Source organism: Pontibacillus sp. ABV4_188, assembly GCF_056311905.1.
In genome coordinates this window covers 86444-109017 of sequence record NZ_CM149975.1, presented here as the reverse complement: position 1 = coordinate 109017, position 22574 = coordinate 86444, and the positions used below count along the sequence as shown (strand labels likewise).

Annotated in this window: 12 protein-coding genes, 9 tRNA genes and 6 rRNA genes; all 27 read right to left on the bottom strand. The window is 45.7% G+C overall.

What is annotated here, in order from left to right:
- Window positions 1–465, bottom strand: a complete 465-nt coding sequence (locus tag ACYX4O_RS00570) for a CtsR family transcriptional regulator (RefSeq protein WP_476353729.1) — start codon at window positions 463–465, stop codon at window positions 1–3.
- 155 nt (window positions 466–620) lie between these two features.
- Complete coding sequence (locus tag ACYX4O_RS00565) at window positions 621–1310, bottom strand: MgtC/SapB family protein (protein WP_476353727.1); 690 nt, start codon at window positions 1308–1310, stop codon at window positions 621–623.
- A 204-nt stretch (window positions 1311–1514) separates the two neighbouring features.
- Window positions 1515–1630 (bottom strand): 5S ribosomal RNA (rrf, locus tag ACYX4O_RS00560).
- A gap of 69 nt (window positions 1631–1699) precedes the next feature.
- Window positions 1700–4614, bottom strand: a 23S ribosomal RNA gene (locus ACYX4O_RS00555).
- A 213-nt stretch (window positions 4615–4827) separates the two neighbouring features.
- Window positions 4828–6390 (bottom strand): 16S ribosomal RNA (locus ACYX4O_RS00550).
- Window positions 6391–6498: 108 nt separating this feature from the next.
- Window positions 6499–6574 (bottom strand) — tRNA-Ala (locus tag ACYX4O_RS00545).
- Between the two features lie 13 nt (window positions 6575–6587).
- Window positions 6588–6664: transfer RNA gene (locus tag ACYX4O_RS00540), tRNA-Pro, on the bottom strand.
- A gap of 10 nt (window positions 6665–6674) precedes the next feature.
- Window positions 6675–6751: transfer RNA gene (locus ACYX4O_RS00535), tRNA-Arg, on the bottom strand.
- Between the two features lie 13 nt (window positions 6752–6764).
- Window positions 6765–6853 (bottom strand) — tRNA-Leu (locus ACYX4O_RS00530).
- Between the two features lie 12 nt (window positions 6854–6865).
- A tRNA-Gly gene (locus ACYX4O_RS00525) sits at window positions 6866–6940 on the bottom strand.
- An 11-nt stretch (window positions 6941–6951) separates the two neighbouring features.
- Window positions 6952–7036 (bottom strand) — tRNA-Leu (locus ACYX4O_RS00520).
- Window positions 7037–7054: 18 nt separating this feature from the next.
- Window positions 7055–7130: transfer RNA gene (locus tag ACYX4O_RS00515), tRNA-Lys, on the bottom strand.
- A gap of 34 nt (window positions 7131–7164) precedes the next feature.
- Window positions 7165–7241: transfer RNA gene (locus ACYX4O_RS00510), tRNA-Thr, on the bottom strand.
- Window positions 7242–7268: 27 nt separating this feature from the next.
- A tRNA-Val gene (locus ACYX4O_RS00505) sits at window positions 7269–7344 on the bottom strand.
- 12 nt (window positions 7345–7356) lie between these two features.
- Window positions 7357–7472: ribosomal RNA gene (gene rrf / locus ACYX4O_RS00500) — 5S ribosomal RNA — on the bottom strand.
- Between the two features lie 134 nt (window positions 7473–7606).
- A 23S ribosomal RNA gene (locus ACYX4O_RS00495) occupies window positions 7607–10521 on the bottom strand.
- 213 nt (window positions 10522–10734) lie between these two features.
- Window positions 10735–12297, bottom strand: a 16S ribosomal RNA gene (locus ACYX4O_RS00490).
- The 16S, 23S and 5S rRNA genes sit together here with 9 tRNA genes alongside, the layout of an rRNA operon.
- Window positions 12298–12964: 667 nt before the next feature.
- A complete protein-coding gene (lysS, locus tag ACYX4O_RS00485) occupies window positions 12965–14449 on the bottom strand; it encodes a lysine--tRNA ligase (protein WP_476356962.1) in 1485 nt (494 codons plus the stop codon).
- Window positions 14450–14682: 233 nt separating this feature from the next.
- Window positions 14683–14889, bottom strand: coding sequence for a helix-turn-helix domain-containing protein (locus tag ACYX4O_RS00480; RefSeq protein ID WP_476353725.1), 207 nt, complete (start codon window positions 14887–14889; stop codon window positions 14683–14685).
- Window positions 14859–15371, bottom strand: coding sequence for a 2-amino-4-hydroxy-6-hydroxymethyldihydropteridine diphosphokinase (gene folK, locus ACYX4O_RS00475; protein ID WP_476353724.1), 513 nt, complete (start codon window positions 15369–15371; stop codon window positions 14859–14861). Before folK ends, ACYX4O_RS00480 begins: the two co-directional genes overlap by 31 nt.
- A complete protein-coding gene (folB, locus tag ACYX4O_RS00470) occupies window positions 15368–15736 on the bottom strand; it encodes a dihydroneopterin aldolase (protein ID WP_476356961.1) in 369 nt (122 codons plus the stop codon). Before folB ends, folK begins: the two co-directional genes overlap by 4 nt.
- On the bottom strand, window positions 15729–16526 hold the full coding sequence (gene folP / locus ACYX4O_RS00465; protein ID WP_476356959.1) for a dihydropteroate synthase: 798 nt from the start codon (window positions 16524–16526) through the stop codon (window positions 15729–15731). The genes folB and folP overlap by 8 nt, the downstream gene beginning before the upstream one ends.
- 168 nt (window positions 16527–16694) lie before the next feature.
- On the bottom strand, window positions 16695–17624 hold the full coding sequence (gene cysK, locus ACYX4O_RS00460; protein ID WP_476353722.1) for a cysteine synthase A: 930 nt from the start codon (window positions 17622–17624) through the stop codon (window positions 16695–16697).
- Window positions 17625–17748: 124 nt separating this feature from the next.
- On the bottom strand, window positions 17749–18663 hold the full coding sequence (locus ACYX4O_RS00455; RefSeq protein WP_476353720.1) for a peptidylprolyl isomerase: 915 nt from the start codon (window positions 18661–18663) through the stop codon (window positions 17749–17751).
- 28 nt (window positions 18664–18691) lie between these two features.
- Window positions 18692–19564, bottom strand: a complete 873-nt coding sequence (gene hslO / locus ACYX4O_RS00450) for an Hsp33 family molecular chaperone HslO (RefSeq protein WP_476353718.1) — start codon at window positions 19562–19564, stop codon at window positions 18692–18694.
- A 265-nt stretch (window positions 19565–19829) separates the two neighbouring features.
- Window positions 19830–21854, bottom strand: a complete 2025-nt coding sequence (gene ftsH / locus ACYX4O_RS00445) for an ATP-dependent zinc metalloprotease FtsH (protein WP_476353716.1) — start codon at window positions 21852–21854, stop codon at window positions 19830–19832.
- 166 nt (window positions 21855–22020) lie between these two features.
- Window positions 22021–22566 (bottom strand): hypoxanthine phosphoribosyltransferase, encoded by a 546-nt coding sequence (hpt, locus tag ACYX4O_RS00440; RefSeq protein ID WP_476353714.1) that lies wholly within the window; start codon window positions 22564–22566, stop codon window positions 22021–22023.
- Window positions 22567–22574: the final 8 nt, after the last annotated feature.

Here is a 22574-nt window from a genome sequence, read left to right as displayed (position 1 = left end):
TTAATCTTTGTACTTAACGATCGATATCATAGAAGATAGTATCCTAGATCTAAGTTCATCACGAAGAGTAATCGGAACGGCTAACACTTCTTTTGAAATAGCACTTACCATCAGTCTAGCCTCACGTTCAGAAATTAATTCCTCTTCTAACAAACGTTCTATAACATCAATGGCTCCTTGTTGAGTGACACGTGGTTGAATAAGTAAAATTAGTTCGTTTAGCAATTTCATTTTATCGTGGTGCTGTACGCGACTTATTCGGATATAACCGCCACCACCACGTTTACTCTCTACTATATAACCTTTTTCCACTGTAAAGCGTGTTTTAATCACGTAATTAATCTGCGAGGGAACACATTGAAATGATTCAGCTATTTCACTACGCTTAATCTCGATAACATTGTGATTACTATTCTCAATTATTTTTTTCAAATGTGCTTCAATGATATCGGATATATTCCGCATAGCCCCCCTCCTCAATAATCTTTTTTGACTTTGACTATCTTTGACTATACTTACATTATACAAATTTAAATGTAGTTTGCAACTATAATGCACTATAAACATTCTTGCCAGATCAAGACAACTTTATGACTAACAAACTTCTACATTTTCTGAGTTTACTTACGCTGGTACACGCATTTCACATGTGGAACAGTAGAAAGGCGATCAAATAGCTCCATTTCGTTAATTTGAGCATTATGAGCGAGTTCAATTAGTATATTTCTTTGACCATTCATTTCATTTTCAATTTGAATATGATTTATATCCAGTTCAAAAGCCTCGAAAGCTTCCATCACCTTCGATATTTCTAACTCTTCGAACACAACAATCTGAATGTGATGTTTATGTTTCCGTTTGAAGATACGTTCTGTATTATTAAGTACAATTAAACTGATTAGTACCACGACAGTCGTAAGTATTGCAGGTCCATACATACCAGCTCCAATTACAAGCCCTAGCCCTGCTACTACCCAAATAGATGCAGCGGTGGTTAAGCCTCGAATCGTCACACCATGGACCATGATTGTACCTGCACCAAGAAAGCCAATACCACTAATAACATAGGAGGGAATACGAGCAGGATCAAAACGAATTCCATCATGTTTATTTAAGTAAGGATCAAAGCCATATAAAGAAAGTAACATCATCACGCATGCCCCCACACCCACTAGAATATGAGTCCGAAAGCCTGCTGAATGGTTTTTAATCTCTCTTTCAAACCCGATTAAACCACATAGTACAACAGCGGTTACGAGCCGAACTGTCATTAACAATAAGTAATCATTAAAGAAGGTCTCCATCGACATCAAATCCCTCCGTTGTTCTTATAACTAATATACGTAGATATGCTTCTAGGTTATGAGTAAACCACGGCTAAATTATATTTAGTCAAAAGGAGGATCTTTACCATTTACCCTTTTTCATACTAGATTAATCTAATATGAGACGAAGAATTTAATACAAATTAAACACAAAAAACCTCAAAGGATTATATCCTTTGAGGTAACGTTGCATGGCGGCGTCCTACTCTTGCGGGGGTGAAACCCCGACTACCATCGGCGCTGAAGAGCTTAACTTCTGTGTTCGGCATGGGAACAGGTGTGACCTCTTCGCCAAAACCGCCATACTATTGTTTTGTTGAAGGAGTACCTTCAAAACTAGGTAAGAATTAAGACATAACCATTTTTCACTTTAGTTAGATAAGCCCTCGATTTATTAGTATCGGTCAGCTGCACGTGTCACCACGCTTCCACCTCCGACCTATCAACCTTGTCGTCTACAAGGAATCTTACTCACTCGAAGTGATGGGAAATCTCATCTTGAAGTGGGCTTCATGCTTAGATGCTTTCAGCACTTATCCCTTCCGCACGTAGCTACCCAGCTGTGCTCCTGGCGGAACAACTGGTGCACCAGCGGTGCGTCCATCCCGGTCCTCTCGTACTAAGGACAGCTCTCCTCAAATTTCCAACGCCCACGACGGATAGGGACCGAACTGTCTCACGACGTTCTGAACCCAGCTCGCGTACCGCTTTAATGGGCGAACAGCCCAACCCTTGGGACCGACTACAGCCCCAGGATGCGATGAGCCGACATCGAGGTGCCAAACCTCCCCGTCGATGTGGACTCTTGGGGGAGATAAGCCTGTTATCCCCGGGGTAGCTTTTATCCGTTGAGCGACGGCCCTTCCATGCGGTACCGCCGGATCACTAAGCCCGACTTTCGTCCCTGCTCGACTTGTAGGTCTCGCAGTCAAGCTCCCTTGTGCCTTTGCACTCTGCGAATGATTTCCAACCATTCTGAGGGAACCTTTGGGCGCCTCCGTTACTTTTTGGGAGGCGACCGCCCCAGTCAAACTGCCCACCTGACACTGTCTCCGGACCGGATTACGGTCCTGGGTTAGAATGTCAATACAGCCAGGGTGGTATCCCACGGATGCCTCCACCGAAGCTAGCGCTCCGGTATCGACGGCTCCCACCTATCCTGTACAAGCTGTACCAACATTCAATATCAGGCTACAGTAAAGCTCCACGGGGTCTTTCCGTCCTGTCGCGGGTAATGCGCATCTTCACGCATAGTATAATTTCACCGGGTCTCTTGTTGAGACAGTGCCCAATTCGTTGCACCTTTCGTGCGGGTCGGAACTTACCCGACAAGGAATTTCGCTACCTTAGGACCGTTATAGTTACGGCCGCCGTTTACTGGGGCTTCGGTTCAAAGCTTCGCCTAAGCTAACTCATCCCCTTAACCTTCCAGCACCGGGCAGGTGTCAGCCCCTATACTTCACCTTTCGGTTTCGCAGAGACCTGTGTTTTTGCTAAACAGTCGATTGGGCCTTTTCACTGCGGCTCCTCCTATGAAGGAGCACCCCTTCTCCCGAAGTTACGGGGTCATTTTGCCGAGTTCCTTAACAAGAGTTCTCCCGATCACCTTAGGATACTCTCCTCGTCTACCTGTGTCGGTTTGCGGTACGGGCACCTCTTTCCTCATTAGAGGCTTTTCTTGGCAGTGTGAAATCAGGAACTTCGGTACTATAGTTCCCTCCCCATCACAGCTTGTGATTGATGCACGGATTTGCCTATGCATCTCACTCACTGCTTGGCCGCTCACATCCAGTGGAGCGGATTCCCTATCCTACTGCGTCCCCCCGTCATTCAAACGGAAAGGAGGTGGTACAGGAATATCAACCTGTTATCCATCGCCTACGCCTTTCGGCCTCGGCTTAGGTCCCGACTAACCCTGAGCGGACGAGCCTTCCTCAGGAAACCTTAGACTTACGGTGGAAGAGATTCTCACTCTTCTTTCGCTACTCATACCGGCATTCTCACTTCTAAGCGCTCCACCAGTCCTTACGGTCTGACTTCACTGCACTTAGAACGCTCTCCTACCATTGTTCGTAAGAACAATCCACAGCTTCGGTGTTATGTTTAGCCCCGGTACATTTTCGGCGCAGAGTCACTCGACCAGTGAGCTATTACGCACTCTTTAAATGATGGCTGCTTCTAAGCCAACATCCTGGTTGTCTGAGCAACTCCACATCCTTTTCCACTTAACATAAACTTAGGGACCTTAGCTGGTGGTCTGGGCTGTTCCCCTCTCGACTACGGACCTTATCACTCGCAGTCTGACTCCCAAGGATGAGTCGTTGGCATTCGGAGTTTGACTGAATTCGGTAACCCGATGAGGGCCCCTAGTCCAATCAGTGCTCTACCTCCAAGACTCTTACCTTGAGGCTAGCCCTAAAGCTATTTCGGAGAGAACCAGCTATCTCCGTGTTCGATTGGCATTTCACCGCTACCCACACCTCATCCCCGCACTTTTCAACGTGCGTGGGTTCGGGCCTCCAGCCAGTGTTACCTGGCCTTCACCCTGGACATGGGTAGATCACACGGTTTCGGGTCTACGACCACATACTATTTCGCCCTATTCAGACTCGCTTTCGCTGCGGCTCCGATTTTTCATCTTAACCTTGCATGGGATCGTAACTCGCCGGTCCATTCTACAAAAGGTACGCTGTCACCCATTAACGGGCTCCAACTACTTGTAGGCACACGGTTTCAGGTTCTATTTCACTCCCCTCCCGGGGTGCTTTTCACCTTTCCCTCACGGTACTGGTTCACTATCGGTCACTAGGGAGTATTTAGCCTTGGGAGATGGTCCTCCCGGATTCCGACGGAATTCCTCGTGTTCCGCCGTACTCAGGATCCACTCCGGAGGAAACAAGATTTTGACTACAGGGCCGTTACCTTCTTCGGCTGACCGTTCCAGATCATTCATCTATCTTGTTTCTTGATAACTCCAAAGGAGTGTCCTACAACCCCAGAGAGCAAGCTCTCTGGTTTGGGCTGATTCCGTTTCGCTCGCCGCTACTCAGGAAATCGCGTTTGCTTTCTCTTCCTTCGGGTACTGAGATGTTTCAGTTCCCCGAGTCTACCTTCCATAACCTATGTATTCAGTTAAGGATCCTACCCCATTACGGGCAGTGGGTTTCCCCATTCGGAAATCTCCGGATCATAGCCTACTTACGGCTCCCCGAAGCATATCGGTGTTAGTCCCGTCCTTCATCGGCTCCTAGTGCCAAGGCATCCACCGTGCGCCCTTATTCACTTAACTATCTAAAATCAATGTGAAAAGACGCATCATAATGATGCTTACGTTAAATCTAACGTTGGTTTGATGTCTAATTCTTATCTAGTTTTCAAGGTACTGTTTGAAAGCATTTGAGCTTCCAAAACCGAACGAAACAAACATGGTCAATGGTTTAATGGCACAATGTGTGCCTGCTAGCAAGTCCCGAAGGACTCGCTAGTTCCGTAATATCCTTAGAAAGGAGGTGATCCAGCCGCACCTTCCGATACGGCTACCTTGTTACGACTTCACCCCAATCATTGGCCCCACCTTCGGCGGCTGGCTCCAAAAAGGTTACCTCACCGACTTCGGGTGTTGCCAACTCTCGTGGTGTGACGGGCGGTGTGTACAAGGCCCGGGAACGTATTCACCGCAGTATGCTGACCTGCGATTACTAGCGATTCCGGCTTCATACAGGCGAGTTGCAGCCTGCAATCCGAACTGAGAATGGTTTTTTGAGATTTGCTTGACCTCGCGGTCTCGCGGCCCTCTGTACCATCCATTGTAGCACGTGTGTAGCCCAGGTCATAAGGGGCATGATGATTTGACGTCATCCCCGCCTTCCTCCGGTTTGTCACCGGCAGTCACCTTAGAGTGCCCAACTGAATGCTGGCAACTAAGATTAGGGGTTGCGCTCGTTGCGGGACTTAACCCAACATCTCACGACACGAGCTGACGACAACCATGCACCACCTGTCATTCCGTCCCCGAAGGGAACTCCCTATCTCTAGGGATAGCGGAAGATGTCAAGACCTGGTAAGGTTCTTCGCGTTGCTTCGAATTAAACCACATGCTCCACCGCTTGTGCGGGCCCCCGTCAATTCTTTTGAGTTTCAGCCTTGCGGCCGTACTCCCCAGGCGGAGTGCTTAATGCGTTAACTTCAGCACTAAGGGGCGGAAACCCCCTAACACCTAGCACTCAACGTTTACGGCGTGGACTACCAGGGTATCTAATCCTGTTTGCTACCCACGCTTTCGCGCCTCAGCGTCAGTTACAGACCAGAGAGTCGCCTTCGCCACTGGTGTTCCTCCACATATCTACGCATTTCACCGCTACACGTGGAATTCCACTCTCCTCTTCTGTACTCAAGTTCCCCAGTTTCCAATGGCCCTCCACAGTTGAGCTGTGGGCTTTCACATCAGACTTAAGAAACCGCCTGCGCGCGCTTTACGCCCAATAATTCCGGACAACGCTTGCCACCTACGTATTACCGCGGCTGCTGGCACGTAGTTAGCCGTGGCTTTCTGGTTAGGTACCGTCAAGGTACCAGCATTTCCTCTGGCACTTGTTCTTCCCTAACAACAGAACTTTACGATCCGAAGACCTTCATCGTTCACGCGGCGTTGCTCCGTCAGACTTTCGTCCATTGCGGAAGATTCCCTACTGCTGCCTCCCGTAGGAGTCTGGGCCGTGTCTCAGTCCCAGTGTGGCCGATCACCCTCTCAGGTCGGCTACGCATCGTCGCCTTGGTAAGCCGTTACCTTACCAACTAGCTAATGCGCCGCGGGCCCATCCATGAGTGACGGCCGAAACCGCCTTTTACCAGTGAACCATGCAGTTCACTGGGTTATTCGGTATTAGCTCCGGTTTCCCGGAGTTATCCCGATCTCATGGGTAGGTTGCCCACGTGTTACTCACCCGTCCGCCGCTCGATCCACAACAATCACCCCGAAGGGATCATGTTGATTCACGCGCTCGACTTGCATGTATTAGGCACGCCGCCAGCGTTCGTCCTGAGCCAAGATCAAACTCTCCATAAAAGTTGAGTTTGCCTAGCATCAAATAAATGATTACTGGCTTTAAAAAATAATTTAAAGACATTGACGTTACATGTTGTTTCGTTCAGTTTTCAAAGATCAAATGTTTAATGGTGGAGCCTAGCGGGATCGAACCGCTGACCTCCTGCGTGCAAAGCAGGCGCTCTCCCAGCTGAGCTAAGGCCCCATATTTAAGGAAATGGTCGGGAAGACAGGATTCGAACCTGCGACCCCATGGTCCCAAACCATGTGCTCTACCAAGCTGAGCTACTTCCCGTAATAGAAAATGGCGCGCCCGAGAGGAGTCGAACCCCTAACCTCTTGATCCGTAGTCAAACGCTCTATCCAATTGAGCTACGGGCGCTTAGTATTTGCAATGGTACCGAGGGCCGGACTCGAACCGGCACGGTAGTTACCTACCGCAGGATTTTAAGTCCTGTGCGTCTGCCAATTCCGCCACCCCGGCAGGACTTTATAATGGAGCGGAAGACGGGATTCGAACCCGCGACCCCCACCTTGGCAAGGTGGTGTTCTACCACTGAACTACTTCCGCGTATGAAGTTATGGTGCGGGTGGAGGGACTTGAACCCCCACGTCAAGAGACACTAGATCCTAAGTCTAGCGCGTCTGCCAATTCCGCCACACCCGCACGGTGTGAAAAAAACAATGGTGAGCCATGGAGGATTCGAACCTCCGACCCTCTGATTAAAAGTCAGATGCTCTACCAACTGAGCTAATGGCTCTTACTAATCTATATCAGACGTATTAAAATCGAAATGGTGCCGACCGAGGGACTCGAACCCCCAACCTACTGATTACAAGTCAGTTGCTCTGCCAGATTGAGCTAGGTCGGCTAAACGATCTTTAGTTTTAAAAAGAAATGGTGGAGGATGGCGGGCTCGAACCACCGACCCCCTGCTTGTAAGGCAGGTGCTCTCCCAGCTGAGCTAATCCTCCGAATTTTATAAAGCCTGGCGGCGTCCTACTCTCGCGGGGGTGAAACCCCGACTACCATCGGCGCTGAAGAGCTTAACTTCTGTGTTCGGCATGGGAACAGGTGTGACCTCTTCGCCAAAACCGCCAGACCTTATTGATCCTTTTTTGCAAGGACAAGATATATTTTACTTTATCTATCCAGCAAAGTCAACAGGTATTTTAGATTTTTCTAAGTACCTTCAAAACTAGGTAAGAATTAAGACATAACCATTTTTCACTTTAGTTAGATAAGCCCTCGATTTATTAGTATCGGTCAGCTGCACGTGTCACCACGCTTCCACCTCCGACCTATCAACCTTGTCGTCTACAAGGAATCTTACTCACTCGAAGTGATGGGAAATCTCATCTTGAAGTGGGCTTCATGCTTAGATGCTTTCAGCACTTATCCCTTCCGCACGTAGCTACCCAGCTGTGCTCCTGGCGGAACAACTGGTGCACCAGCGGTGCGTCCATCCCGGTCCTCTCGTACTAAGGACAGCTCTCCTCAAATTTCCAACGCCCACGACGGATAGGGACCGAACTGTCTCACGACGTTCTGAACCCAGCTCGCGTACCGCTTTAATGGGCGAACAGCCCAACCCTTGGGACCGACTACAGCCCCAGGATGCGATGAGCCGACATCGAGGTGCCAAACCTCCCCGTCGATGTGGACTCTTGGGGGAGATAAGCCTGTTATCCCCGGGGTAGCTTTTATCCGTTGAGCGACGGCCCTTCCATGCGGTACCGCCGGATCACTAAGCCCGACTTTCGTCCCTGCTCGACTTGTAGGTCTCGCAGTCAAGCTCCCTTGTGCCTTTGCACTCTGCGAATGATTTCCAACCATTCTGAGGGAACCTTTGGGCGCCTCCGTTACTTTTTGGGAGGCGACCGCCCCAGTCAAACTGCCCACCTGACACTGTCTCCGGACCGGATTACGGTCCTGGGTTAGAATGTCAATACAGCCAGGGTGGTATCCCACGGATGCCTCCACCGAAGCTAGCGCTCCGGTATCGACGGCTCCCACCTATCCTGTACAAGCTGTACCAACATTCAATATCAGGCTACAGTAAAGCTCCACGGGGTCTTTCCGTCCTGTCGCGGGTAATGCGCATCTTCACGCATAGTATAATTTCACCGGGTCTCTTGTTGAGACAGTGCCCAATTCGTTGCACCTTTCGTGCGGGTCGGAACTTACCCGACAAGGAATTTCGCTACCTTAGGACCGTTATAGTTACGGCCGCCGTTTACTGGGGCTTCGGTTCAAAGCTTCGCCTAAGCTAACTCATCCCCTTAACCTTCCAGCACCGGGCAGGTGTCAGCCCCTATACTTCACCTTTCGGTTTCGCAGAGACCTGTGTTTTTGCTAAACAGTCGATTGGGCCTTTTCACTGCGGCTCCTCCTATGAAGGAGCACCCCTTCTCCCGAAGTTACGGGGTCATTTTGCCGAGTTCCTTAACAAGAGTTCTCCCGATCACCTTAGGATACTCTCCTCGTCTACCTGTGTCGGTTTGCGGTACGGGCACCTCTTTCCTCATTAGAGGCTTTTCTTGGCAGTGTGAAATCAGGAACTTCGGTACTATAGTTCCCTCCCCATCACAGCTTGTGATTGATGCACGGATTTGCCTATGCATCTCACTCACTGCTTGGCCGCTCACATCCAGTGGAGCGGATTCCCTATCCTACTGCGTCCCCCCGTCATTCAAACGGAAAGGAGGTGGTACAGGAATATCAACCTGTTATCCATCGCCTACGCCTTTCGGCCTCGGCTTAGGTCCCGACTAACCCTGAGCGGACGAGCCTTCCTCAGGAAACCTTAGACTTACGGTGGAAGAGATTCTCACTCTTCTTTCGCTACTCATACCGGCATTCTCACTTCTAAGCGCTCCACCAGTCCTTACGGTCTGACTTCACTGCACTTAGAACGCTCTCCTACCATTGTTCGTAAGAACAATCCACAGCTTCGGTGTTATGTTTAGCCCCGGTACATTTTCGGCGCAGAGTCACTCGACCAGTGAGCTATTACGCACTCTTTAAATGATGGCTGCTTCTAAGCCAACATCCTGGTTGTCTGAGCAACTCCACATCCTTTTCCACTTAACATAAACTTAGGGACCTTAGCTGGTGGTCTGGGCTGTTCCCCTCTCGACTACGGACCTTATCACTCGCAGTCTGACTCCCAAGGATGAGTCGTTGGCATTCGGAGTTTGACTGAATTCGGTAACCCGATGAGGGCCCCTAGTCCAATCAGTGCTCTACCTCCAAGACTCTTACCTTGAGGCTAGCCCTAAAGCTATTTCGGAGAGAACCAGCTATCTCCGTGTTCGATTGGCATTTCACCGCTACCCACACCTCATCCCCGCACTTTTCAACGTGCGTGGGTTCGGGCCTCCAGCCAGTGTTACCTGGCCTTCACCCTGGACATGGGTAGATCACACGGTTTCGGGTCTACGACCACATACTATTTCGCCCTATTCAGACTCGCTTTCGCTGCGGCTCCGATTTTTCATCTTAACCTTGCATGGGATCGTAACTCGCCGGTCCATTCTACAAAAGGTACGCTGTCACCCATTAACGGGCTCCAACTACTTGTAGGCACACGGTTTCAGGTTCTATTTCACTCCCCTCCCGGGGTGCTTTTCACCTTTCCCTCACGGTACTGGTTCACTATCGGTCACTAGGGAGTATTTAGCCTTGGGAGATGGTCCTCCCGGATTCCGACGGAATTCCTCGTGTTCCGCCGTACTCAGGATCCACTCCGGAGGAAACAAGATTTTGACTACAGGGCCGTTACCTTCTTCGGCTGACCGTTCCAGATCATTCATCTATCTTGTTTCTTGATAACTCCAAAGGAGTGTCCTACAACCCCAGAGAGCAAGCTCTCTGGTTTGGGCTGATTCCGTTTCGCTCGCCGCTACTCAGGAAATCGCGTTTGCTTTCTCTTCCTTCGGGTACTGAGATGTTTCAGTTCCCCGAGTCTACCTTCCATAACCTATGTATTCAGTTAAGGATCCTACCCCATTACGGGCAGTGGGTTTCCCCATTCGGAAATCTCCGGATCATAGCCTACTTACGGCTCCCCGAAGCATATCGGTGTTAGTCCCGTCCTTCATCGGCTCCTAGTGCCAAGGCATCCACCGTGCGCCCTTATTCACTTAACTATCTAAAATCAATGTGAAAAGACGCATCATAATGATGCTTACGTTAAATCTAACGTTGGTTTGATGTCTAATTCTTATCTAGTTTTCAAGGTACTGTTTGAAAGCATTTGAGCTTCCAAAACCGAACGAAACAAACATGGTCAATGGTTTAATGGCACAATGTGTGCCTGCTAGCAAGTCCCGAAGGACTCGCTAGTTCCGTAATATCCTTAGAAAGGAGGTGATCCAGCCGCACCTTCCGATACGGCTACCTTGTTACGACTTCACCCCAATCATTGGCCCCACCTTCGGCGGCTGGCTCCAAAAAGGTTACCTCACCGACTTCGGGTGTTGCCAACTCTCGTGGTGTGACGGGCGGTGTGTACAAGGCCCGGGAACGTATTCACCGCAGTATGCTGACCTGCGATTACTAGCGATTCCGGCTTCATACAGGCGAGTTGCAGCCTGCAATCCGAACTGAGAATGGTTTTTTGAGATTTGCTTGACCTCGCGGTCTCGCGGCCCTCTGTACCATCCATTGTAGCACGTGTGTAGCCCAGGTCATAAGGGGCATGATGATTTGACGTCATCCCCGCCTTCCTCCGGTTTGTCACCGGCAGTCACCTTAGAGTGCCCAACTGAATGCTGGCAACTAAGATTAGGGGTTGCGCTCGTTGCGGGACTTAACCCAACATCTCACGACACGAGCTGACGACAACCATGCACCACCTGTCATTCCGTCCCCGAAGGGAACTCCCTATCTCTAGGGATAGCGGAAGATGTCAAGACCTGGTAAGGTTCTTCGCGTTGCTTCGAATTAAACCACATGCTCCACCGCTTGTGCGGGCCCCCGTCAATTCTTTTGAGTTTCAGCCTTGCGGCCGTACTCCCCAGGCGGAGTGCTTAATGCGTTAACTTCAGCACTAAGGGGCGGAAACCCCCTAACACCTAGCACTCAACGTTTACGGCGTGGACTACCAGGGTATCTAATCCTGTTTGCTACCCACGCTTTCGCGCCTCAGCGTCAGTTACAGACCAGAGAGTCGCCTTCGCCACTGGTGTTCCTCCACATATCTACGCATTTCACCGCTACACGTGGAATTCCACTCTCCTCTTCTGTACTCAAGTTCCCCAGTTTCCAATGGCCCTCCACAGTTGAGCTGTGGGCTTTCACATCAGACTTAAGAAACCGCCTGCGCGCGCTTTACGCCCAATAATTCCGGACAACGCTTGCCACCTACGTATTACCGCGGCTGCTGGCACGTAGTTAGCCGTGGCTTTCTGGTTAGGTACCGTCAAGGTACCAGCATTTCCTCTGGCACTTGTTCTTCCCTAACAACAGAACTTTACGATCCGAAGACCTTCATCGTTCACGCGGCGTTGCTCCGTCAGACTTTCGTCCATTGCGGAAGATTCCCTACTGCTGCCTCCCGTAGGAGTCTGGGCCGTGTCTCAGTCCCAGTGTGGCCGATCACCCTCTCAGGTCGGCTACGCATCGTCGCCTTGGTAAGCCGTTACCTTACCAACTAGCTAATGCGCCGCGGGCCCATCCATGAGTGACGGCCGAAACCGCCTTTTACCAGTGAACCATGCAGTTCACTGGGTTATTCGGTATTAGCTCCGGTTTCCCGGAGTTATCCCGATCTCATGGGTAGGTTGCCCACGTGTTACTCACCCGTCCGCCGCTCGATCCACAACAATCACCCCGAAGGGATCATGTTGATTCACGCGCTCGACTTGCATGTATTAGGCACGCCGCCAGCGTTCGTCCTGAGCCAAGATCAAACTCTCCATAAAAGTTGAGTTTGCCTAGCATCAAATAAATGATTACTGGCTTTAAAAAATAATTTAAAGACATTGACGTTACATGTTGTTTCGTTCAGTTTTCAAAGATCAAATGTTTCTTTAAAGCGATTGTATAACTTGTTCGCCGTTTAACAGCGACTTAAACATTGTATCATGTGGTTGATTTTGAGTCAATAACTTTTTTGAAGTTTTTTTATCTCTTTCTCAACCCGATCCCCTTCCTTTTAATTAGGATGGCGTTGTGTTTGGTGAACACCGTCTTAAGATCGTTTTTGTTCGCGTCGTTTAACAGCGACTTAAATATCTTAACATGTGGTTATTTTTGAGTCAATAACTTTTTTGAAGTTTTTTAAACTCTTTTCTCAACCCGATCTCTTCCCTATTCATTACGGAGGCGATATGGTTGGTAACCACGACCTCAAGATCATTTTGTTGTTTGCGTTGTTGTTAACGCAACGTTTAATAATGTACCACGGCAGTCTTTATTTACGCAAGGATTTTTAATAACTTTTTATTTTAAAGTTAATTCAAACGAATCTGACATTTGTGATGCACGGTGATGTGGCGGTGTTACGGCTGTTATATCTACCGGTCACCTAATGACTTGCACTTAATAAAAACTCCCTCCTGTACATGCGCAGGAGGGAGTTTCATATCATTAGTCACGGTTTCTCATTTGTGGGAATAGCAGCACATCACGAATAGATGGAGAATTCGTCAGGAGCATTACAAGGCGATCAATACCAATCCCCAAGCCTCCTGTTGGTGGTAAACCATACTCAAGAGCTTCTAAGAAGTCTTCATCCATTAGGTGAGCTTCATCGTTACCTTCTTCTCTTTCTTTAACTTGCGCTTCGAAACGCTGGCGTTGATCAATAGGATCATTAAGCTCAGAAAATGCGTTCGCATGCTCACGGCCTACTATAAACAGTTCAAAGCGATCCGTGAAACGGCCGTCATCTTTATTCTTCTTCGCTAAAGGAGAAATCTCAAGCGGATGTCCATACACAAATGTCGGTTGGATTAACTTATCTTCTACCCTTTGCTCGAAGAATTCATTAACAATGTGCCCGTAAGACATGTTGTCTTCGATATCAATGCCATTTTCTTTAGCAAGAGCTTTTGCTTCTTCATCAGTCATCTCCTGCCAGAAGTCTACTCCCGTATAATCCTTAATAGCATCTACCATATGAAGACGAGTCCATTTCGGCTCAAGGTTTACTTCATAATCACCATATTGGACTGTTGTTGTTCCCAAGACATCCTTGGCAATGTGAGCAATAACTTCTTCTGTAAGAGCCATCACATCATGGAAGTCAGCATACGCTTCATATAACTCCAACATTGTAAATTCAGGATTGTGCCTTGTCGATACACCTTCATTACGGAAAACGCGACCGATCTCATAGACTTTCTCCATACCACCAACGATTAAACGTTTTAGGTGCAACTCAATAGCAATACGCATATATAACGGCATGTCTAACGCATTATGGTGTGTAATAAACGGACGAGCAGATGCTCCGCCAGGAATAGCATGCATGGTTGGTGTTTCAACTTCTAAGAAGCCTAGGTCATCGAAGTAACGACGCATAGACTGAATAATTTTACTGCGGGTAACAAACGTATCACGGCTTGTTGGGTTTGTGATTAAATCTAAATAGCGTTGACGATAACGTTGTTCTACGTCTTTCAGTCCATGGAATTTCTCAGGTAACGGACGCAAAGATTTAGTAAGCATATGAAATTCCGTTGCTTTAACAGAAAGTTCGCCTACTTTGGTTTTAAACATCTTACCCGTAACCCCTACAATATCTCCCATGTCTGCCGTACCGAAAAGTTCATATCGTTCTTCGCCTACTGTATCTTTGCGAACATAAATTTGAATCTGCCCTTTCAGATCTTGCAAGTGAGCGAAACCAGCTTTCCCTTTTCCGCGTTTAGTCATAATACGACCGGCTATAGTTACTTCGATCGCTTTCTCTTCCAATTCTTCTTTAGAAAACTGATCGTATGATTCTTTTAAGTCTTCTGATAAGTGCGTGCGTTCATACTTATCACCGAAAGGATCAATCCCTTGTTCAGCATATGAGGCTAGTTTCTCGCGACGTACTCGCATATGGTCATTCAATTCTTCTGTCATGTTTATCACTCCAATTAATAGCTTGTCTAAACAAAAAGCATAATCATCCATAAGCTTCATATATAAACTAAGGTAACGGATGGTATACTCCCTCTTTGTAACATAACGAACCTATCATTCATGCTTCTTAGATCTTCCACATATTTGTTAAGGATAGCGAAAAGCTGTCAGCGGGAAATCGTTCATTTATACGGTTATGAACATTTCCTCTCTTGTTAGATCTTCATATCTAGTTAATCCCTAGGCGCTAATTCTTGCAGAGGAATCTTAAGTTCGATTGAAACTTTGTTGATAACTCTTTCGTTTGGTAATCGATCTCCTCTTTCAATTTCACCTAACACAGATACCGATATTCCCAACGTCTTAGCAAAGCCAGCTTGAGTATAACCTTTCAACTTCCTATAGGCTCTTATTCGTTTACCCCATTTTTCGGCTTCCATTTTGCGATTCCTTCTTTCTCCTCAGCCGCTAACGCAGCTAGTAAATCCGAAACAGATTTATTGATAACAGGAACGATTAAATTTGGAGCAAGCTCTGCCATTGGTACGAGTACAAAGGCTCGTTCATGTAATCTAGGATGTGGTATAACTAATTGTTCTGTTTCAATATTCTCTTGATTATATAATAAAATGTCAAGGTCGATTGTACGAGGCCCCCATTTAATCGTCCGTTCACGACCAAGTTCCTGTTCAATCTCCTGGCATACTTCCAATAGTTTAAAAGCAGATAATGAAGTTTGAATATGAGCTACCATATTTAGAAAATCACTTTGTTCAGTATAACCCACAGGAACTGTTTCATAAATAGGAGAAGCTTGTAAAACTTCAATATCCCCTTGGGCTTCCAATCTGCTTATTGATTTTTTAAGGTAATCAGCTTTAGGGGGAATGTTCGACCCAAGTGCAATATAGGCTTCCTTCATCTAGTTGTCCGCTCCCTATAAATTTCGATCGCCACAGAATCATAGTGACCAGGAATAGGTGGGTCAGGCTTAATTACCGTAACCTTACATGCTTGAAGCTTCTCAAAACGTGAAAGCAATTCTGAAGCAATGGTTTCAGCCACCGTTTCAACCAATTGCTTGGCTTCCCCTTCAACTACATCTCTTGTGACTTCGTAAATGTGACCATAATTAATACTCTTTTCCATATCATCCGTTTGACCCGCTTCTTTTAAATCTAACTCTAAAGCAAGATCTACCTTAAAGCGCTGTCCCAACTTATTCTCTTCCGGAAATAAACCATGGTAACCGTAAAACGACATCTGCTTTATAAGTATCTTATCCATCATCGCTTCTCCCCTTCTCAAGCATTTTATCCATCATCTTCGTCATTCTTGCAATTGATTTCACATCATGAACTCTAACAAGTTTAATACCTTGAGTGATACCATAACAAACCGTTGCCCCTGTACCTTCCATCCTTTCCTCAACAGGTAGATCAAGAGCTTGACCAATAAAGGACTTTCTTGAAGTCCCAAGTAGAACAGGATATCCAAGCGATGTGATTTCACTTAAGCGGTTCATAACAAATAGGTTTTGATCAGGAGTCTTCGCAAATCCTACACCTGGGTCTAATAGGATGTTTTCTTCCTTCACCCCAGCTCTCTTAACTAACTCAACACTATCTTTCAGGTCTTTTTTCATATCTTCTATTACATTTGTATAGTTGCGATCTTCCCGGTTGTGCATAAGAATAATAGGCACTTGGTGTTCTGAGGCAACTCGAGCCATTTGCCGATCCTTCTTAGCCCCCCATACGTCGTTAATAATAGAAGCCCCAGCTTCTATTGCTTGCCTGGCTACTTCTGCTTTATACGTATCAATTGATATTGGTATAGTAACTTCCTTCTGTAGCGCTTGAATGACAGGGATCACCCTTCTCAACTCTTCGCTTTCAGTTACTGGATCGTGCCCTGGCCTTGTAGATTCGCCGCCAATATCTATAATGTGAGCCCCGTCTTCTTGCATTTGTATGGCTTGCTGCACTGCAGCCTCTACTTCATCATACTGCCCACCATCCGAAAAAGAGTCAGGGGTAGCATTTAAGATCCCCATGACAAGCGTTTCTTTCTTCATATCATACGTCTTCTCTTTTGTGCGAAGTATGGTCACTTTTCATAACTCCTTTTATTCCGGTTCTTGATTTCTATTCTATTGTACACAATCTAAGCAAGATAATCACACTGATAAAATTGAACCACACAAAAATCCCCCTTCCTACAAAAGGAAAGGGGGACAGTACTATTAAGATTGATCAAACTGATATAAAGGTGTCGACAAATAGCGCTCTCCGTTACTCGGCACAATAGCGAGCACTTTCTTACCTTTGCCTAGTTTTTTAGCTACTTCTTTCGCTGCAAAGATAGCCGCTCCGGTAGAAACACCACCAAGCACCCCTTCGGTTTTAGCTACTTCTCTAGCTGTTTCATAGGCTTGGTCGTTTGTTACCTGAATAATGTGATCGTATACGTCTGTATTCAACACCTTAGGGACAAAACCAGCCCCAATTCCTTGGATTTTATGAGGACCCGGTGAACCCCCTGATAATACAGGTGAGCTATCTGGTTCTACAGCATATATTTGAATACCTTTATACGCATCCTTTAATACCTTTCCAGCTCCTGTGATCGTGCCACCTGTTCCAATACCTGCAATAAACGCGTCTAACTGCTCTCCCATTTGTTCTACAATTTCAGGGCCTGTTGTTTTCTCGTGCACCCTAGGATTAGCGTCATTATTAAACTGCTGAGGCATAAAATAGCCGTGCTCTTTCTGTAACTCCTCAGCCTTCTGAATAGCGCCTTTCATACCTTCACTGCCTGGTGTCAAAACTAACTCTGCTCCATAGGCTTTTAAAAGGTTTCTTCGTTCCTCACTCATCGTATCAGGCATTACAAGAATCGATCGATACCCCTTAGCAGCTGCTACCATGGCAAGACCAATACCAGTATTGCCGCTAGTAGGCTCAATAATCGTATCACCTTCCTTTAAGCCCCCCTCTTGTTCTGCTGCTTCAATCATCGCAAGTGCGATACGATCTTTCACAGAGCTTCCAGGATTCATGTACTCCAACTTAACGTAAATATCCGCACTGTCTTCATCCGTGATACGATTCAACTTTACAATAGGCGTCTTTCCTATAAGATCCGCTACTGAATTTCCTATTCTCATCATTAACACTCCCAATCCCAAGTAATAATATAGGCTTACAATTAATTTAAGAATATTTTTCTAAAAAGTCAAACAAAAAGGATCTCTATAAAGTATATCGATCTACCTAAAAAAAAGAAGCGATTCGTTAATCGCCAAATATCCAATCCACTCCAACTTCTTTCCAGAGGGGACGCGCCGATAACGAATCACTCACGTAATCAAGAGCAATTTCTCTTTTTATCTGTTCTTTTATTTCTTCATAGGTGAAGGTGATGGAAGGGAGAGTTCGGTGTAGTTGCAACAAAACATAACCCTGGTGCGTACGGAATGGTTCACTTAAAGACCCGGGGGACAAGCTTTCCGCATGATCATAATATAAAGAAGGTAAGTACTGGCTCTCATCTGAAAAATAGCCAAGATAACCTCCCTTATCTCTCGTAAACGTATCCTCGGTATATTCTCGGGCTAACATGCTAAATTTCGCCCCATTATCAAGTTCTCCTTTTATTTTCATTGCCACATCCTCTGAAGGGACAACAATGTGCGAAAGTTGATAAGTGGTACGGAATTCATATTGATCCTTATGATCTTCATAAAACGTTTTGACTTCTTTTTCGCTAATCCCAATGTCTTTTGTTAAGAGATCTTCTAAATAATAGCGATAGCGAACATCTTCTTCCCACCGCTTTCGCTTTTCTTCTATTTCTTTATCTTCCATTACAGGAAGCATCATCTCCATTAACGCAAGCTCACGTTGAATGAGCTTGCTTGAAATCTCTATCTCATATTCATTGGCAAGATTAAAAACCACTTGTTTGTCGATCATATTCATCAATATATCTTTACCATGCTCCTCTTGGAGAGCAGCCATCCACTCTCCATGATGAACCTTTTCTTTCCCAACAAGAGCTACCGGTTCTTCTGTTGCCTCTACAACCGGAGTCAGCTTATTCGTGGAGCTTGTTAAGCTTTGTTCCTTCGTACTAACCCAAACCAACAATGATGTTAAATTTGTGATAAATAGAACTACAATAATTCCCCACAAAAGCTTTCTCGTCATCCCAACCACCTTTCCCTAGTTGTCTACCTTATTGAGTTATAAGTTCGCGGAGTTGATCCTCTGTGAAATAATAAGCTTCATTACAGAAATGACAATGCGCTTCTGCCCCATGATCTTCTTCAATCATAGCTTGAAGTTCATCATTACCTAGTCCTTGAAGAGCATGCTCTAGACGTTCACGTGAACACTGACATTTAAATTGAACTGGTGATTTACTTAATATCTTCATCTCGCCACCATCTAGAAGTTTTTCTAGCATCTCTTCTGGTGTATGTCCTTCATCGATTAAGCGCGAAACCTGAGGCAGTTCATTAATCTTTTGCTCAATATTTGAAATGGTTTCATCATCAGCACCTGGCATGATCTGAATAATGAAACCGCCAGAAGCTTTGATCGTTTGATCCGGGTTCACTAATACACCCGCACCTACTGCAGATGGAACTTGTTCAGAATTAGCGAAGTAATAGGTAAAGTCTTCCCCAATTTCCCCAGATACAATCGGTACTTCCCCTGTAAAGTTATTTTTTAGACCTAAATCTTTTACAACACTTAATGTTCCTGTTGTACCTACCGCACTACGTACATCGAGCTTTCCGCTATCATTTAAATCAAAATCTACATGAGGGTTGGACACATATCCACGTACATCACCATGAGCTGTAGCATCAGCAATGATTGCACCAATCGGTCCTCCACCTTCTACTTTAATTGTAAGCTTATCGTCACCTTTCATCATTGAACCCATCATTGCTGAGATCGTTAAGGTGCGTCCAAGTGCAGCTGAAGCTGTTGCATACGTATCTTGACGACGTACCGCTTCCCCTACTGTTTCCGTTGATTGTATTCCATATGCACGAACCATACCATTATAGGCGGTTGCTCGGATTAAATAATCACTCATATTATTTCATTCTCCTTTTCATTTTCGTTATCCTGCTTCATGCAGTAAAACCACATACCCTAAACAGATATGTACGATTCTATAAATGGTTTATCATTATTTATTTAAAATAAACGATATTGATCATTCATTTCAACAAACGTACTCACTACTATTGTAAACGAAGGGAAAGAACTTAGTCACTTATAGCGATTCTACCACCCAATTACTTCACAACACACAAAAGCTGCTTCAGCCATAGGAGGCTGAAGCAGCTTATAATTGATTAGTCGTTCTTCTTATCGTTATCTTCCTCATCCGTTTCAGATGGTTCAGATTTACTTAAGTCAGTTGGTTGTTTCTTGTTAAGATCCACTTTAGGCTCTTCCTCTTCTTTAGACTGAATGTTGACTTTTACGTCTTCTCCAGACTCCGATTTAGAAGAATAAGTTGGGTCATCATAACCTTCTGGTAAAACGCCTTTATCAAATAGAGAACGGATTTGTGCTGCATCTAACGTTTCAACCTCAAGAAGCGTCTTAGCAATTACATCAAGCTGCTCCTTGTGTTCTGTTAGGATGCCTTTAGCACGTTCATATTGTTCTTTAATAATACGTTGAACTTCCTGATCAATCTCATACGCAATCTTGTCACTGTAATTCTGCTCATTCTGGATGTCACGGCCTAAGAACACTTGTCCTCCGCCGCCTCCTCCGAATTGAAGCGGTCCAAGCTTAGAGCTCATACCGTATTCAGTAACCATTTTGCGCGCAATACTTGTCGCACGTTGGAAGTCGTTTGAAGCACCAGTACTTACTTCACCAAACATGATTTCCTCTGCGACACGTCCGCCGAGTAGACCTGCGATCTTATCTAGAAGCTCAGGTTGCGTCATCATGAAGCGATCTTCCTTAGGAAGCATAACTGCATAACCACCAGCTTGACCGCGAGGCACAATCGTTACTTTGTGTACCATATCGGCCTCATCTAACACCATACCAATAATGGTGTGTCCACTTTCGTGGTGAGCAACAATGTTACGTTCTTTTTCAGAGACCACACGGCTCTTCTTAGCAGGACCCGCAATGACACGGTCAATTGCTTCGTCTACTGATATCATGTCAATCTTTTCTTTGTCGGCACGAGCAGCTACTAATGCAGCTTCGTTTAACAAGTTCTCAAGATCCGCCCCAGAGAATCCTGGAGTACGCATGGCGATTGTATGAAGATCAATTGATTCCTCATCAAGCGGCTTATTACGAGCATGTACTTGTAGTACTTCTTCGCGTCCTTTTAAGTCCGGACGGTTTACGGTAATTTGACGGTCGAAACGTCCTGGACGGAGTAAGGCTGGGTCAAGAATATCAGGTCGGTTTGTCGCAGATATGATAATAATACCTTCATTTGCGCCGAAACCATCCATTTCAACGAGTAATTGGTTAAGCGTTTGTTCACGTTCATCGTGACCTCCGCCTAAGCCAGCTCCACGTTGACGACCCACAGCATCAATTTCATCGATAAAGATAATACATGGTGCGTTCTTCTTCGCGTTTTCGAAAAGATCACGTACACGAGAAGCACCAACACCAACGAACATTTCTACGAAGTCTGAACCACTGATTGAGAAGAACGGTACGCCCGCTTCCCCTGCTACAGCGCGTGCTAGTAACGTTTTACCTGTTCCTGGCGGTCCTACTAGTAGAACACCTTTTGGAATACGTGCACCAATGGAGGCAAATTTACGAGGGTCTTTTAGGAAATCAACAACTTCAACAAGTTCTTGTTTCTCCTCATCTGCTCCGGCTACATCTTTAAAACGTACTTTCTTCTTCTCTTCATTAAATAATTTAGCCTTACTTTTACCAAAGTTCATTACTTTGCTTCCGCCACCTTGAGCTTGGTTCAGTAAGAAGAAGAATAAAATGAAGATAATTACAAACGGAATAATGGAAGTGAAGAATGTCACCCATCCACTAGGCTCTTCCGCTTTCTCAAAATCAACTGTTTCAATTCCTTGTTGCTGTGCAGCATCTGTAACTCGGTTAACGATTTGTTCGTTATCCGGAATTGTAGCTGTATAGCTTTGCTTTTCCTCATCGCCAGACGAAACCAAGTCACCAGTTACCTTGTAAGCATGGTTCGTATATTGAATGTTCATGGTCTCAATTTGACCATCGTTAAGCTGCTGAACAAATTGACTGTATTTTAATTGTTCATCTTGAGAAGTATCTCCTCTGAATAGACCAACAACTCCTATTACCACTAAAAAGATTAGCGCATAGAAGATGGTATTACGAAATATTCGGTTCATTGCCTACCTCCTCCCAGGCGAGAAAACTATAGTAAATAGTACCATATGTGAAAGAACTTACACAACTAATTACCCTTACAGAGTAAACGTTGTCAACAGATTGTCATCCTTTAATCAAGGATCAACCCAGTTTGGTGCATTATATGAATAAAACAAAGGTTTATTCTTACTGATCTCCACCGTAAACAGCTGGCTTCAAGACACCAATGTATGGCAGGTTACGATACCTCTCTTGGTAGTCTAACCCATAACCTACTACAAATTCATCAGGTACCTCAAATCCTGCAAGATCCGCTTTAACATCACCCTTACGCCCAGATGGTTTATCAAGAAGAGTTACAATCTTGATGGACTTGGCTTTACGGTATTTAAACAAATCAACAAGGTAGCTTAAAGTTAAGCCACTATCGATAATATCTTCGATAATGAGAAGGTCCCTTCCTTCTACCTGTGTGTCTAAATCTTTAACAATTTTCACTTCACCTGATGACTGCATTGTACCGTTATAACTAGATACATCCATAAAGTCCATTTCCAAGTATGTGTCCATACGCTTTAATAGGTCAGACATAAATGGCATGGCACCTTTTAGAACACCAATTGCTAGAGGGAACTTGCCTTCATAATCTTCAGACAGTTGTGTTGAGAGTTCTTTAACTTTTGATTGTAGTTCCTCCTCGGAAATTAAGACTTTTTCGATATCATTATGCATTTTCCATC

What these genes read in the sequence shown, in the direction of transcription:
- ftsH (WP_476353716.1), bottom strand. Translation starts at nt 21,854, where the DNA reads ATGAACCGAATATTTCGTAATACCATCTTCTATGCGCTAATCTTTTTA.
- ACYX4O_RS00565 (WP_476353727.1), bottom strand. Translation starts at nt 1,310, where the DNA reads ATGTCGATGGAGACCTTCTTTAATGATTACTTATTGTTAATGACAGTT.
- cysK (WP_476353722.1), bottom strand. Translation starts at nt 17,624, where the DNA reads ATGATGAGAATAGGAAATTCAGTAGCGGATCTTATAGGAAAGACGCCT.
- ACYX4O_RS00480 (WP_476353725.1), bottom strand. Translation starts at nt 14,889, where the DNA reads ATGGAAGCCGAAAAATGGGGTAAACGAATAAGAGCCTATAGGAAGTTG.
- hpt (WP_476353714.1), bottom strand. Translation starts at nt 22,566, where the DNA reads ATGCATAATGATATCGAAAAAGTCTTAATTTCCGAGGAGGAACTACAA.
- folP (WP_476356959.1), bottom strand. Translation starts at nt 16,526, where the DNA reads ATGAAGAAAGAAACGCTTGTCATGGGGATCTTAAATGCTACCCCTGAC.
- lysS (WP_476356962.1), bottom strand. Translation starts at nt 14,449, where the DNA reads ATGACAGAAGAATTGAATGACCATATGCGAGTACGTCGCGAGAAACTA.
- ACYX4O_RS00455 (WP_476353720.1), bottom strand. Translation starts at nt 18,663, where the DNA reads ATGACGAGAAAGCTTTTGTGGGGAATTATTGTAGTTCTATTTATCACA.
- folB (WP_476356961.1), bottom strand. Translation starts at nt 15,736, where the DNA reads ATGGATAAGATACTTATAAAGCAGATGTCGTTTTACGGTTACCATGGT.
- folK (WP_476353724.1), bottom strand. Translation starts at nt 15,371, where the DNA reads ATGAAGGAAGCCTATATTGCACTTGGGTCGAACATTCCCCCTAAAGCT.
- ACYX4O_RS00570 (WP_476353729.1), bottom strand. Translation starts at nt 465, where the DNA reads ATGCGGAATATATCCGATATCATTGAAGCACATTTGAAAAAAATAATT.
- hslO (WP_476353718.1), bottom strand. Translation starts at nt 19,564, where the DNA reads ATGAGTGATTATTTAATCCGAGCAACCGCCTATAATGGTATGGTTCGT.